The organism is Leisingera daeponensis (assembly GCF_019801465.1).
Taxonomy (GTDB): domain Bacteria; phylum Pseudomonadota; class Alphaproteobacteria; order Rhodobacterales; family Rhodobacteraceae; genus Leisingera; species Leisingera daeponensis_A.
Window position 1 is genome coordinate 100,901 of record NZ_JAHVJA010000008.1, and the last position, 12,818, is coordinate 113,718.

The 12,818-nt window shown below is 60.6% G+C and carries 11 protein-coding genes; 6 read left to right on the top strand and 5 right to left on the bottom strand.

Annotated elements, in window-relative coordinates:
- The first annotated feature begins 114 nt into the window (after positions 1-114).
- The 4 genes from KUV26_RS16465 to KUV26_RS16480 all read left to right on the top strand — a co-directional run bounded on the left by KUV26_RS16465 (position 115) and on the right by KUV26_RS16480 (position 5,158).
- Positions 115-1,059, top strand: a complete 945-nt coding sequence (locus tag KUV26_RS16465; RefSeq protein ID WP_222505828.1) for an ABC transporter substrate-binding protein — start codon at positions 115-117, stop codon at positions 1,057-1,059.
- A 70-nt stretch (positions 1,060-1,129) separates the two neighbouring features.
- A complete protein-coding gene (locus tag KUV26_RS16470) occupies positions 1,130-2,161 on the top strand; it encodes a glycine betaine/L-proline ABC transporter ATP-binding protein (protein WP_222505827.1) in 1,032 nt (343 codons plus the stop codon).
- Positions 2,158-4,122: an ABC transporter permease gene (locus KUV26_RS16475; protein ID WP_222509133.1), complete on the top strand. Its 1,965-nt coding sequence runs from the start codon at positions 2,158-2,160 to the stop codon at positions 4,120-4,122. The genes KUV26_RS16470 and KUV26_RS16475 overlap by 4 nt, the downstream gene beginning before the upstream one ends.
- Before the next feature lie 4 nt (positions 4,123-4,126).
- Positions 4,127-5,158 carry a GlxA family transcriptional regulator gene (locus KUV26_RS16480; protein ID WP_222509134.1) on the top strand — a complete coding sequence of 344 codons (1,032 nt, stop codon included), beginning with the start codon at positions 4,127-4,129 and terminating at the stop codon, positions 5,156-5,158.
- A 137-nt stretch (positions 5,159-5,295) separates the two neighbouring features.
- Here KUV26_RS16480 and KUV26_RS16485 read toward each other — a convergent pair whose 3' ends face one another.
- The 4 genes from KUV26_RS16485 to KUV26_RS16500 form a co-directional block, all read right to left on the bottom strand.
- Positions 5,296-6,627, bottom strand: a complete 1,332-nt coding sequence (locus tag KUV26_RS16485) for a TRAP transporter large permease (protein ID WP_261399016.1) — start codon at positions 6,625-6,627, stop codon at positions 5,296-5,298.
- 1 nt (position 6,628) lies between these two features.
- Positions 6,629-7,165 (bottom strand): TRAP transporter small permease, encoded by a 537-nt coding sequence (locus tag KUV26_RS16490; protein ID WP_222509135.1) that lies wholly within the window; start codon positions 7,163-7,165, stop codon positions 6,629-6,631.
- 96 nt (positions 7,166-7,261) lie between these two features.
- Positions 7,262-8,311: a TRAP transporter substrate-binding protein DctP gene (gene dctP, locus KUV26_RS16495; RefSeq protein WP_222509136.1), complete on the bottom strand. Its 1,050-nt coding sequence runs from the start codon at positions 8,309-8,311 to the stop codon at positions 7,262-7,264.
- A gap of 24 nt (positions 8,312-8,335) precedes the next feature.
- Positions 8,336-9,379, bottom strand: a complete 1,044-nt coding sequence (locus KUV26_RS16500; protein ID WP_222509137.1) for a diaminopropionate ammonia-lyase — start codon at positions 9,377-9,379, stop codon at positions 8,336-8,338.
- Between the two features lie 102 nt (positions 9,380-9,481).
- Here KUV26_RS16500 and KUV26_RS16505 point away from each other — a divergent pair, with 102 nt between their 5' ends.
- Positions 9,482-9,946 carry an Lrp/AsnC family transcriptional regulator gene (locus tag KUV26_RS16505; protein ID WP_222505821.1) on the top strand — a complete coding sequence of 155 codons (465 nt, stop codon included), beginning with the start codon at positions 9,482-9,484 and terminating at the stop codon, positions 9,944-9,946.
- Positions 9,947-10,290: 344 nt separating this feature from the next.
- Here the strand turns inward: KUV26_RS16505 and KUV26_RS16510 are convergent, their stop codons facing one another.
- A complete protein-coding gene (locus KUV26_RS16510) occupies positions 10,291-11,160 on the bottom strand; it encodes a glycosyltransferase family 2 protein (protein ID WP_222509138.1) in 870 nt (289 codons plus the stop codon).
- A 127-nt stretch (positions 11,161-11,287) separates the two neighbouring features.
- Here KUV26_RS16510 and miaB point away from each other — a divergent pair, with 127 nt between their 5' ends.
- Entirely contained in the window at positions 11,288-12,610 is a 1,323-nt protein-coding gene (gene miaB / locus KUV26_RS16515) for a tRNA (N6-isopentenyl adenosine(37)-C2)-methylthiotransferase MiaB (RefSeq protein WP_222509139.1), read from the top strand.
- The last annotated feature ends 208 nt before the right edge of the window (positions 12,611-12,818 follow it).

Below are 12,818 nucleotides of genomic sequence, written 5' to 3' on the forward strand. Positions count from 1 at the left end.
GCCGGGCTGACCTGTTCACATTTGCTGCCTAGCCTCCTTCCCCGAAAGCATGGCTTTCACACAGCAAAAGGCTCAGGCCGTCAGGACCGGGGCTGCGACAACAGGGAGAAACACATGAAATTCCGGAAACACCTTTTGGCCACTGCCGCGGTGATGGCGATGGCAGCTCCGATGGCAATGGCGGAAGATTCCTCTGATCCGATTATTATTCCCATTCATAACTGGTCCAGCCAGATCGTGATGAGCCACGTTGTCGGCCAGATTTTCGAGACCATGGGTAACAGCGTGGAATATGTCTCCACCGACAGTCAGGCCGTTTACGAATCCGTCCGCTTGGGGGATGTCACGCTGGAGCTGGAAGTCTGGGAAGGCGCCTTTGGCAAATCCTTCAACGAGGCCCTGTCCAAGGGCGGTCTCCATGACGCTGGCGATCACAACGCCGTCACCCGCGAAGACTGGTGGTACCCGGCCTGGACCAAGGAAGCGTGCCCCGGCTTGCCGAGCTGGGAAGCCTTGAACGACTGCGCCGCCGCTTTTGCAACCCCGGAAACCGGCGACAAGGGGCGCTTTTTGGGCGGCCCCGTCGACTGGCTCAAGCATGATGCGGAACGTGTTGAAGCGCTGGACATGAATTTCACGGTGGTCAACGCGGGTTCTGCCTCGGCTTTGTGGGCCGAAGTTGCTGCAGCTGAAAAGACCAAGAGACCCGTGGTGATCTTTAACTGGACCCCGAACTTCGCCGAGGCTGTCTGGCCGGGTGAATTCGTGGAATTCCCGGCCTGGGAAGAAGGATGTGACAAGGATCCTGCCGTCGGCCCCAACCCTGACGCGACCTATGACTGCGGCAACCCGGCCAACGGTTACCTCAAGAAAGCCGCCTGGGACGGTATGAAAGACAAATGGCCGGCGGCCTATGAAACGTTGACCAAGATCAGCTTCACCAACCCGCAGATCGCGGAAATGGCCAAGCTCGTCGACATCGACGAAATGGAGCCGGAGGACGCCGCTGCCGAATGGCTGGAGGCCAATGAAGACGTCTGGAAACCCTGGACCGAATAAGCCCCTCACCTCCCTCCTGAGTGCCGGGGCAGTCCGCTGCCCCGGCGCCTTTGCTAAGGAAAGTAGAATCATGACTGCCGCCTCCCCTGTCATTTCCTGCAAGAACGTCTGGAAGCTGTTCGGAGCCCAGCCGGAACAATACCTTAAGTCGCTGACCGGCAACCCGGGCTTTGATGAGATCCGCCAGGCAGGTTACATCGCCGCGGTGCGGGACGTTTCCCTGGACATTGCCAAGGGCGAAATGCTGGTGATTATGGGGCTGTCCGGCTCCGGAAAATCAACTTTTGTCCGCTGCCTGTCGCGGCTCATCGACATCACCGGCGGCGAGGTCCAGGTCGAGGGTCAGAACATCGGAGCAATGTCCGAGAAAGAGCTGATCGACCTGCGCCGTAACAAAATGGGCATGGTGTTTCAAAGCTTTGGCCTGCTGCCGCACCGTACCGTGCTGGACAATGTCGCCTTCCCGCTGGAAATGCGCGGCCAGGACCGCCACGAACGCCGTGCCCGCGCGCTGGAAGTGATTGAGCTGGTCGGCCTGTCCGGACGCGAGGATTATTTCCCGCGCGAACTGTCCGGCGGCCAGCAGCAGCGCGTCGGGATCGCCCGCAGCCTGGCGATCGAGCCGGATATCTGGTTTCTGGATGAACCGTTTTCTGCCCTCGACCCGCTGATCCGCCGCGAGATGCAGGACGAATTCCTGCGCCTGCAAGAGATGCTGGGCAAAACAATCGTCTTTATCACCCACGATTTTGACGAGGCGCTGCGACTCGCCGACCGCATCGCGATCATGAAGGATGGTGTCGTCGAGCAATGCGCCACCCCCGACCAGATCGTGCTGAACCCGGCCACCGAATATGTCGCCAAGTTCACCGAGGAAATTGAGAAATCCCGGGTTGTTCACGCAGGCGTGCTGGCACGCGAGGTGAACGGCTACAGCCTGACCGGTGCGCCGGTCGGCGAACGGCAGACCATTTCCGAACTGGCGCGGCTGCTGGTCAACGACAGCCGCGATTTCCTGCCCGTGGCGAATAATGCCGGCACCCTTGTCGGCGCGATGAGCCGCCAGGAAGCACTCAATGTGCTGCTGGGAGAGGGATCATGACAGACCTGACGATGGTGCACACCGGCAAACCCCAGATCTGGACAAGAGCCAGGATCGGCTGGGCCATCTTCACCGCTGCTTGCCTTCTGGCGGTTGGGAATTCGGTGCTGCCAGACGGGTTGGTGCGGCCGCCGGAATGGCTGATCCTGCCCTTCGCCGATTGGATCAATGCGATCTTTATTTTTGTGCGTGATGATCTGGGCCTGCTCTATCTGACCCGCGCATTTGCAGACGGCGTGGAATGGCTGCTGGATGTGACCGCCAACCTGCTCTACGGTAAGAACCGCTGGCCCCGGATCGGCCCCATTCCATGGACCGTGATCGCCAGCATCGGCTTTGTGATCGGTTACGCCCTGCAAGGCTGGCGGCTGTCGCTTCTGACGGGCGGAACCTTTGTCTGGATCGCTGTAATGGGGCAGTGGAAATGGGCAATGGAAACCCTTTCCGTGATCGTTGTCGCGGCGCCGTTTTCGATCCTGTTCGGTCTGGTCATGGGCATCCTTGCCTGGCGCTCAAAAACATTTGAGAAAATCCTGAACCCGATCCTGAACATTGCGCAGAGCCTGCCGCATTTCGCCTACATGATCCCGGTTGTCGTGTTCATTGGTGTCGGTCCCAAGGCGGGTGCAATTGTCACCATCATTTTCTCGGTGCCGCCAATGATCCGCATGTCCCTGCTGGGGCTGCGCAAGGTCCCGCATGAGGTGATCGAAAGCGGCCATATGTGCGGCTCCACCCGCTGGCAGCTGTTGCGCCATGTGCGCATTCCCACCGCAAGGACCGAAATTCTGGTAGGCGTCAACCAGGTGATCATGCAATGCTTGGCCATGGTGGTTCTTGCCAGCTTCATTGGCATGCCGGGCCTTGGCCAGAAGCTTCTGCAGCTGCTGCAAGCCCTGAAGATCGGACGCTCGGTTGAGATTGGCATCACCATCGTTTTGCTCGCCGTTATGCTGGACCGCTGCACCAAGGCCTGGGCCACCAAGCAGCCGGAGCATTTCGAGAAAGGGACCTCCTTTGCGGTGCGCAACAAGTTCCTGCTTCTGGGCATCGGCCTGTCGCTGGCCTGCCTGGTGCTGGCGCAGTTTATCCCGCTGATGGATCAGATCGGGCGCCGCGACGCCTTCACCATCTCCAAGCCGATTGATGCGGTTGCGGACTGGTTCATCGTGCTGATCGACCCAGTTACGCAATGGCTGCGCTGGTTTCTGATCACCTGGGTTCTGATCCCGATCCGCGATGCCTTCCTGTGGATGCCCTATGCGGCTGTGCTGGCGCTGCTGGCTGCGGCAGGCTGGGCCATCGGCGGGTTGCGTTCCGCGCTGGTATGCCTCACCTTCTTCGGCCTTATCGCTATCTCCGGCTGGTGGGACCGCGCCATGATCACGGTTTACACCGTGGTGGTCGCTGTCTGCATTGCCGCAGCGATGGGCTTCCCGCTGGGTATCTGGGGATCGTTCAATGAAAAGCGCGCAAGCATCGCTCTGCTGATCTGCGACACGCTGCAGACCTTCCCCAGCTTCATCTACCTGATCCCGGTTGTCATGCTGTTCGGCGTCAATGATGTGGCCGTGGTCGGCGCCGTTGTCCTGTTCGCTGCGGTGCCGCTGGTGCGCTATACCATCGAGGGGCTGCGGCAGGTGCCGGAAACCCTGATCGAGGCTGCCGACATGTCCGGCGCCACCCGGATGCAGACCCTGTGGAAAGTGCGCCTGCCGATGGCCCTGCCCACCATCATGGTCGGGGTCAACCAGTCGGTGATGTTCTCGCTGTTCATGGTCATCATTGCAGCCTTCATCGGAACCCAGGATCTGGGCCAGGAAATGCAGCGGGCGCTGTCCTCCACCGACGTGGGCAAGGGGCTGGTGCTTGGCCTTGCGGTAGCCTTTATGGGACTGATGGTGGACCATCTGGTCACCACCTGGGCGCGTGCCAAGAAAGAAGCCCTGGGGCTGGAGTAACGTCATGACCGTGCATTCCAGCGACTTTGGACCCGCCCCGCTCCGCCGCATAGGATTCCTGCTGTTTCCCGGCTTTCCATTGGCTTGCCTCACCGCGGCAATGGAGCCCCTGCGCACCGCAAATGAACTTGCCGGGCACCAGGTGTTCACCTGGTCTCTGGTGACCGAGACCGGCGCGCCTGCCGCGGCATCAGCGGGCGTGCAGTTCACAGCGGACAGCAGCCTGGCGGATTTGGAGGGGGTTGATTGCCTGTTTCTGTTGTCCGGACCTGAGGCCGAGTTTGAGGATCCCGTGGCAGGACCGGGCCGGCTGCGCTATCTGTCGCGTCACGGCATTGCGCTGGGCGCAGTCTCCGGCGGGGTTTTCCCTCTGGCGCGCAGCGGAGTTCTTTCCGGACGGCGCTGCGCGGTTCACTGGTGCTACCGCACAGCCTTCGAAACCGCCTTTCCGGACAGCACGGCAGTTGACAGGCTGGCTGTGCGTGACGGGACAATTCATACGGTGTCCGGGGCGGCGGCGATGTTCGATCTGGCTTTGGATCTGATCTGCCATGCGCTGGGCGAGGCGGCAATGAATGAGGTTGCCTGCCTGTTTCAGCACCCTGTCATCCGCAGCGGCAGCGCCCGGCAGAAAGTCCCGGTGCTGCAGAGCGGCCGCACCGTTGACCAGATGCCGCCGGCAGTCAAACAGGCGATGTCCATCTTTTCCGAGAACGTCGAAACCCCTGTCGGCATCCGAGATGTCGCCCGCATGGCCGGGATTTCCCCGCGCCAGCTGGAGCGCAGTTTCCGCACTGCAACAGGCCTCAGCCCGGGCGAGTACTACCGCCGCCAGCGCCTGAAGGCCGCCCGGCAGATGGTGCGGTATTCCTGGGACAGCATTTCGGACATCGCCCATGCTGTCGGATATGCCAGTTCGTCCACTCTGACGCTCCATTACCGAAAATTCTATGGGGTGACACCGGTTCAGGACCGCAAACAGACGTTTCTGCCTGACACCCGCGGGCCAGTTGGCGGGGTCCGGGCTATGCACTAGCAGCCTGGGCACAATGTTACGTTTACCGCAGGCAGATTGCTTGCCTGGCGCAGTTCCAGGCGGTTTCGGCTGCAAAGCGGCACAAAGAAGGCGGAGCAAAAACTCCGCCTTCTTTGGGGAAGGCTTGGTTCCCGGTTCTACAAGGCTGCAAGGTCCCTTAGGAACAGCGCAATTCCTGGCACATAGATCAGCAAAGCCGTCATCAGCGCCAATATCAGGAAGAAGGGCAGCGTGCCGCGGATCACCTGCAAGTAGGGTTTGTTGAAGATCGCAATCGCCGTGAAGATGTCGCAGCCGAACGGCGGCGTTGCTGATCCGATGGCCATCTGCAGCGTGATCATGACCCCCACCAGCACCGGATCCAGGCCGGAGGCGTCGATGACCGGCACGAAGATCGGGGTCAGGATCACCAGCACCACCAGCGAGTCGACAAACATGCAGCCGACAAAGAAGCACAGCGCAATGATGAACAGGATATACTCCTGCGACGCGCCTTCAAGCTTGAGAGGCTCCAGCAGCCCCTGCGGCACCTGCTCAAAGGAGATGTACCAGGAGAATGCCTGCCCTGCGCCCACAAGAATGAAGACAACAGCGGTAATCAGTCCGGTGCTGAGGGCAGCGTCCAGCACATCGTCCAGCTTGAGTTCGCGGTAAATCACGCATTCCACGATCAGCGCATACAGCACAGAGAAGGACGCGGCCTCGGTTGGCGTGACTGCGCCGGAATATATCCCTCCGACGATCAGAACGGGGAAGCCGAGCGGCAGGATGGCTTTCCTGATGGCAGCGCGCCGTTCAGCACCCGTGGCTTTGGGGACCAGCGAGATCAGATCGCCTTGCCAGACGCTGTAGAAGTAGCAGTAGACGGAAAACAGCACCGCCAGCACGATGCCTGGGCCGATGCCGGCGATGAACAGCTCTCCGACACTGGTATTGGCCAGCGTGCCATAAAGGATCATGCCGATGCTGGGCGGGATCAAAAAGGCGATGTCGCTGGCGTTGATGATCAGCGCCATGACAAAGCTGTCCTTGTAGCCGGCCTTGAGCAGCCGCGGCCGCATGATCTGGCCGATCGAGACCACCGTGGCTTGGGTCGACCCGGAAACCGACCCGAACAGAGTGCAGGCGATACAGGCGGTGATCGGCAGGCCGGCGCGGCGGTGGCCGACATAGGCCTGGATCAGGCCCAGGAGATTGTTGGCAGTATGGCCGCGGGCCATGATATCGGCGGCCAGGATGAACATCGGCACCGCAATCAGTGCATTGGGAGAGATCCCCGTCACCATCTGCTGGATCACCACGCCGGTGTCGCTTTGCGAAAAATGGACCAGGCCGATCAGCGTTGCCGCCACCAGCGGCACCACCATTGGATAGCTGAGAAACAGCAGCAGCACCATTGGCACAACCAGCGCTGCGGTGATGACATAGGTATCAAGCTCGCCCGCGATGATATCGTTCAGAAATTCCATCTCAGACCCCAATCTCTTCGGCTTTGCTTTCCTCCACCTCGTAAGACAGCCAGGTCCCCTCGTGGGTGAGGTTCATCAGGAACGCGATCAGGTACTGCAGCCCGGCCATGGCCAGGCCGACGGGGATCACCGCATAGATGCTGTAGACCGGGAACTGCAGCGCCGGGCTCAGCCGGTTCACTGCCTTGATCTCCACTACGTAGAACACCGCCTGATAGGCGAGGAACAGCAGGAGCGCGCTGGTGGTGAAAGTGATCAGCATCATCAGCGCCTTGCGCCCGCGCGGCGGCAGGGTGTCATAGGCTGCGGTCATGCGGATGTTGCGACCTTTGCGGACCGCGTAGGCAAACCCGACGAAGGTCACCGCGACGATCAGGAACTGGTTCAGCTCCTCCGAGAAATACAGGCTTTTGCCAAAACCGTAGCGGCCGATGGCGTTGGCGGTGGAATTCATCATCATCAGCAGAACCGCCAGAATGATGATGGCTTTCTCGATGAATTCGGTGCCTTTGCTCAGGGCAAGAAGCAAGGTTTTCATGTCCATCTCCCCGCGCGCCGCCAGGACGCGCGCTCCAAGGAAAGGCGCGGCCCTCCCTGTCCGGGAAGCCGCGCCCTCTGTTTTCAGAAAAGCGGATCAGTTGGCGCTTGCAACGTCGGACTGCAGGCCTTCCAGGATTGCCTTGGCGCCTTCTCGGGCGCTGGCTTTGTCCGCATCGTCGTAGGCGTTTTCGACTATGTCATAGAAGGTTTCGTGCAGGCTGGTGCTCAGCTCTTCGAATACCGAGCGTTCCTCTTCGGTCAGCACCACGACTTGCAGATCCGGGCGCTCTGCCTTGATCTTCTCCATGTTCTCGGCATTGATCGAGATCTGGTAGTCGTGCGCCGCCTGTTCAGCTGCGGCAACCGCCGTGCGGATCATGCCCTGCTGTTCTGCAGGCAGCCCGTTGAACCATTCGCTGTTGGTCGACACGGTGCCGACATAAGGCTGCTGGCCCGGGAAGATCAGGTAGTCCTGCACCTCATGCCACTTGGCGTTGTAGATGAAGTAGACGGGGTTCACCATGCCATCAACGGTCTTGAGCTGCAGCGCGCCGTAGACCTCGCCCCAGGACAGCGGCGTGGGGTTGGCGCCAAAGGCCTTGTAGGTTTCCACCGGAATGGTCGAAGTGAAGGTGCGGACCTTCTGACCGTCGAAATCCTCCGGAGAGCGGATCGGCTTGTTCGCGCCCCAGGCCATTTCACCTTCTGAAATCATGGTGAGAAGCTTGAGGTTCACCTTCTCGAACTTCTCGCTCAGGCCTTCATAGATAGTCGGGCTGGTGGTCAGCACCTTGCGGATCACATCGGTGTCGCCGCCGAGCAGATAGGGCAGATCCAGAACCTGCGCTTCGGGAACATAGGAGCCCAGATGGCCAGTGCCGACTGAGACGAATTGCACGGTGCCCTTGGAGGTCAGCTCGACGATATCATTTTCGGTGCCCAGCTGGCCGTAGTAGTAGATGCGCACCTTGATGTCGCCGCCGGACTGCTCTTTGATGCTGTCGGCAAAGGCCTGAGCGAAGATGTCCTGAACGTCGCCCTTGTCTTCCTCAGAAGCGAATTTCCAGGTGTCCGCGACTGCTGACGTTGCCATTCCGGCAATCAGCACTGCCGAAGCCAGCAGCTTGCGGGTGAAGTTAGTCATTTGGATCGTCCTCTCCTGCGCCGCTTACGCGGCGCCTTCCGAAATAATCACAAGGGGGCGGAATGCCTTGCCTTGATCTGGTGCCCATTTGCAGAGCGCACCGTAACCGGCCGCGCCGGACGGGGTTGTTTCAATGCCGAGTTCCGCTACTGCGCGGGCAGCTGCCTCGCCTTCTGCTTCCGACAGCGCCACATAGGAGACGCCGGCCTTTTCCAGCGCGTGCCAGGCCACGATAGAAGGTTCCTTGCAGTCGAGGCGGCCCATGCTGGAGTCGGGGCCGTCGGCGCGGGTGGGGGTGCCGGCCTTGTGGCTGGTCTGAAGGCAGGCCGCAGCCTCGGGCTCGACAACGATCAGCTCCGGCTGTTCGGCCCAGTTGTGCCGGATCATATAGGCCATGGCGGCAGCAAGGCCTCCGACGCCCGCCTGCAGATAGACGTGGGTGGGCCAGTTTCCGGAGGCTTCGAACTCTGCCCGCATTTCCTCGGCGATGACGCAATAGCCTTCCATCACCCATTTCGGAATTTCGGTGTAGCCTTCCCAGGTTCCGTCAGCCAGCAGCACCGCGCCGCTTTCCCCGGCGTCGGCAATCGCGGCGGCAACGCTTTCATCATAGACATCGCCGGAGCGCACCACTTCGGCGCCGAGCTCCCGCAGGCGTCCGGCAAAGCTTTCCGGAACGGTTTTTGCCAGATGGATGCGCGCCTTGGCTCCCATTGCACGCGCGCCCGCTGCAACACCCATGCCGTGGTTGCCGGCGCTTGCGCAGACAAAGGTATGCGCGGCGGCAAACGCGCGGAGATCGCTGTCATTCAAGCGGTCCAGTGCCAGCGCCTCCCCCGTCTTCCGCTGCCAGGCCTGCGCCAGGATCCGGGCAACGGCATAGGGCGCGCCGAGCGCTTTGAAGGCGCCAAGCCCCATCCGGCCAGTTTCGTCCTTGGCCAGAACGGTGATGTCATTCGGGGCGCGCAGAGCGCACAGCGGCGAGGCCTCGTAGTTCTCCTGTGCCCGGAAGAATTCCAGGGCGCGTTCGAAGGCTGGACTAAAGCTGAGAGTGTCTGAATTTTCCATGGCCAGGAAACTACCACAGGCCAATTGCTTGAAATTTTCATGAATGGCGGTAAGGTCGAGAAAATTTCTCTGTTTGGGCGGCAATGGTGGCGGGTTTGACTCATGACAACCAATCTGGATGACGCCGACCTGACCATTTTACGCCTGCTTCAGCAGGATTGCCGAATCGGGCTGGAGCAGCTGGCCCAGGATTGCTCTCTGTCTGTGCCATCCGTTCAGCGGCGGCTGAAAAAGCTGCGGGAATCTGACCTGATTCAGCAGGAGGTCGCAGTCCTCAACCCGGCCCGCTTCAGCTACAAGATGACCTTTATCGTGCTGGTGGAACTGGACCGGGAGTCGCTGGATCAGCTGGACCACTTCCGCAAGCGGGCCAAGGCCGATCCTCAGGTGCAGCAATGCTATTATGTAACCGGGGATGCCGATTTCATTCTGATCTGCACGGCTCAGGACATGCAGGATTTTGAGGCGCTCACCCACCGGCTGTTCTTTGAGAACTCCAATGTCCGCCGGTTCCGGACATCGGTCGCGATGGAGCGCACCAAAGTGGGAATGGCTCTTCCGATCTAAACGGCAGGGCCAGTCGCGGCCACTGCCGGGTATCCCTGCCGGATGGTTTCCGGTGTGACACGAAGAGCTTCTTGCTGGGAGAGGGGAGGGGCGTGCCGCTTCTTGCGCATGGCGGGATTGCCGACGATTTGCCAAACGGGGCCGCATCTTTTCGCTCTCTGCCGTGAGCGCGTGCCTAGCGTTGCCCGTCAGGTTTCCGGCGCGGAATTTCCGGGCTTTCAAGCGGTGATGCAGCCCAACTTCAATGCGATCTCGCCGCGAGTGTAAGAAGTAGTGATGTCTACCTCTTTGTTGCCGCTTTTGCTGGTGTCATCGGGCCTCGCTCACCCGCTGGGACTGCCGTTTCAAAACCATTGCCCGGGTTCCATCAGTCCCAGGTCCAGCAGTTGGCGCGAGTGCCACTCGAACGGGGCCGAGTTGTGCCAGCGGAAGGTCTCGATATCGAAGGTTGAGCCGGGGTTGCGCTTGAGCGCTTTTGCCGTCCGGAAGGAACAGACCGCGGCCGTAAGGTTGTGATGCCAGGGGCAGGCATAGGTGTTGTACTCCTGATCATTGAAGGTGTGATCAGATTGCAGCTCCAGCCCGGGTTTTGCTTTGAACAGGGAAATCCGGTCGATCTTGCGGCTGGCGGCGGGAATATGCTCTTCGAACCTCCAGCGCACGCCGCCGAAGAAATCCAGCTGCCGTTCCCGCGGGTGGCCGGTTTCCGGATCCTTGCGGGATTGCGCATAGTAGCCGGATTTGTCGAGGTAAGCCGCTTCCAGCGACACCGCGCTGGGACAGGCGGCCAAGTCGCCCGCATACAGATCGATCACATATGTGAGCATTGCATCGCGGCGTTCCTCGGTGTGAAACGTCAGCATCTCACCGACGCTGCGGGCCTCGCAGAACGGGTAGAACAGGTATTCGGCATTGTAGCAGTAATAAAGCCAGCAGCCTGGCCGGGCGGCAGAAATCACGGCATTCACCGCCCCGGTCACAGCTCCTTGCGGCCCGCAGTCAAACGGCACCCGGTGCACCTTGGCGCGTACATCCTGCGGCAGGTCGAATGCATCGGGCATCAGCGCAACGACTGCCTTGAAACCGCTTTGCAGATGGTGGCGCAGGGTGGTGGCAATCTCCACCTCATCTTCGATGAAGACCAGCGCCACCGGCCCTTTGGCCAGCAGTGCCTTACCTTCATTCAGGAAATCCTGCAGCGAAGAATACATCATGCCGGTCTGCCCTGCCTTTCTGGCCTTTGCCGCCAAAATCGGGTAAATCCCGCTGCATTGCAAGCCGCGGCAATTGCCTGTATGGCAAGCCGCTGTTTTACCAACCCTGGCTGGAAGGCTGACCCGTATGAGCGCCCCGAAGAAGCTGTTTATCAAGACCTATGGCTGTCAGATGAATGTCTATGACAGCGAAAGAATGGCTGAAGCGCTAGGCGGTGAAGGGTATGTGGAGACAAAATCGGCAGATGATGCCGACATGATCCTGCTCAACACTTGCCATATCCGGGAAAAAGCCGCGGAAAAGGTTTACTCCGAGCTGGGCCGCTTCAAGGGGCTGAAGGCCGAAAAGCCGGATTTGAAGATCGGCGTTGCAGGCTGCGTGGCCCAGGCCGAGGGGGAGGAAATCATGCGCCGCCAGCCGCTGGTCGACCTGGTGGTGGGCCCGCAAAGCTATCACCGCCTGCCGGAGATGGAAGCCAAGGCGCGGCAAGGGGAGAAGGTTATGGACACCGACTTCCCGGAAGAAGACAAATTCGAGAAGCTGAAAAACCGCCCCAAGGCCAAACGCGGCCCCGCGGCGTTTCTGACCGTGCAGGAAGGCTGCGACAAATTCTGCGCCTTTTGCGTGGTGCCTTACACCCGCGGCGCCGAGGTTTCGCGCCCCGCAGACCGCATCCTGCGCGAGGCGCAGGATCTGGTGGAGCGCGGCGTGCGCGAGATCACCCTGCTGGGCCAGAATGTGAACGCCTACCACGGTGCCGGCCCCAATGGTGATCTGACCCTGGCTCAGCTGATCTGGGAGCTGGACAAGATCGACGGACTGGAACGCATCCGCTTTACCACCTCGCACCCGAATGACATGCAGGACGACCTGATCGAGGCGCACGGCACCTGCGCCAAGCTGATGCCCTATCTGCATCTGCCGGTGCAGGCGGGATCGGACAAAATCCTCAAGCGGATGAACCGCAGCCATACCGCCGAAAGCTACATCCGCCTGATCGAGCGCATCCGCGCGGCGCGGCCAGATATCCTGATCTCTGGCGATTTTATTGTGGGCTTCCCGGAAGAAACCGAAGAGGACTTCCAGGCCACCATGGATCTGGTGGAAGAGGTGAAATACGGCACCGCCTATTCCTTCAAATACTCCACCCGTCCCGGCACCCCGGCGGCGGAGCGCCCGCAAGTCGACCCGGCTGCGGCGGACGACCGGCTGCAGCGTTTGCAGGCCCTGCTGACCAAGCAGCAGCGCGAAGTTCAGGACAGCATGGTCGGGCGCGAGGTAGGCGTGCTGTTTGAAAAGGCCGGCCGGCTGCCGGGGCAGATGGTTGGCAAATCCGACTATCTGCACGCCGTGCATGTTGCGGATTGCACCCGCGAAGTGGGTGATCTTGCCCGTGTGCGCATTGTTTCCTCCGGCGCCAACTCTCTTGCGGGTGAGTTGATCGGCTAAGCAGGGCTGAGCGGGCCGAATCTGCCGGCGATCTCTGCGCAGGCCGCTCCTTGCCCGGTTGGCCGACACGTCCAGGCGAATTTTCATTGCGCCACTTCCGGGAACAGTTTTCCTGAATTGCGATGAGTGTTCAACCGGGATGCTTAGTCCGGCCGGAAACATTAACAATTAGGCGGGTGTACTGCATCTCGATCAGATAAATTAGCTT

Excerpts from the sequence above, each read along its gene's own strand:
- KUV26_RS16475 (WP_222509133.1), top strand. The coding sequence starts at position 2,158 with ATGACAGACCTGACGATGGTGCACACCGGCAAACCCCAGATCTGGACA.
- KUV26_RS16490 (WP_222509135.1), bottom strand. The coding sequence starts at position 7,165 with ATGAAAACCTTGCTTCTTGCCCTGAGCAAAGGCACCGAATTCATCGAG.
- miaB (WP_222509139.1), top strand. The coding sequence starts at position 11,288 with ATGAGCGCCCCGAAGAAGCTGTTTATCAAGACCTATGGCTGTCAGATG.
- KUV26_RS16485 (WP_261399016.1), bottom strand. The coding sequence starts at position 6,627 with ATGGAATTTCTGAACGATATCATCGCGGGCGAGCTTGATACCTATGTC.
- KUV26_RS16470 (WP_222505827.1), top strand. The coding sequence starts at position 1,130 with ATGACTGCCGCCTCCCCTGTCATTTCCTGCAAGAACGTCTGGAAGCTG.
- dctP (WP_222509136.1), bottom strand. The coding sequence starts at position 8,311 with ATGACTAACTTCACCCGCAAGCTGCTGGCTTCGGCAGTGCTGATTGCC.
- KUV26_RS16510 (WP_222509138.1), bottom strand. The coding sequence starts at position 11,160 with ATGATGTATTCTTCGCTGCAGGATTTCCTGAATGAAGGTAAGGCACTG.
- KUV26_RS16500 (WP_222509137.1), bottom strand. The coding sequence starts at position 9,379 with ATGGAAAATTCAGACACTCTCAGCTTTAGTCCAGCCTTCGAACGCGCC.
- KUV26_RS16465 (WP_222505828.1), top strand. The coding sequence starts at position 115 with ATGAAATTCCGGAAACACCTTTTGGCCACTGCCGCGGTGATGGCGATG.
- KUV26_RS16505 (WP_222505821.1), top strand. The coding sequence starts at position 9,482 with ATGACAACCAATCTGGATGACGCCGACCTGACCATTTTACGCCTGCTT.
- KUV26_RS16480 (WP_222509134.1), top strand. The coding sequence starts at position 4,127 with ATGACCGTGCATTCCAGCGACTTTGGACCCGCCCCGCTCCGCCGCATA.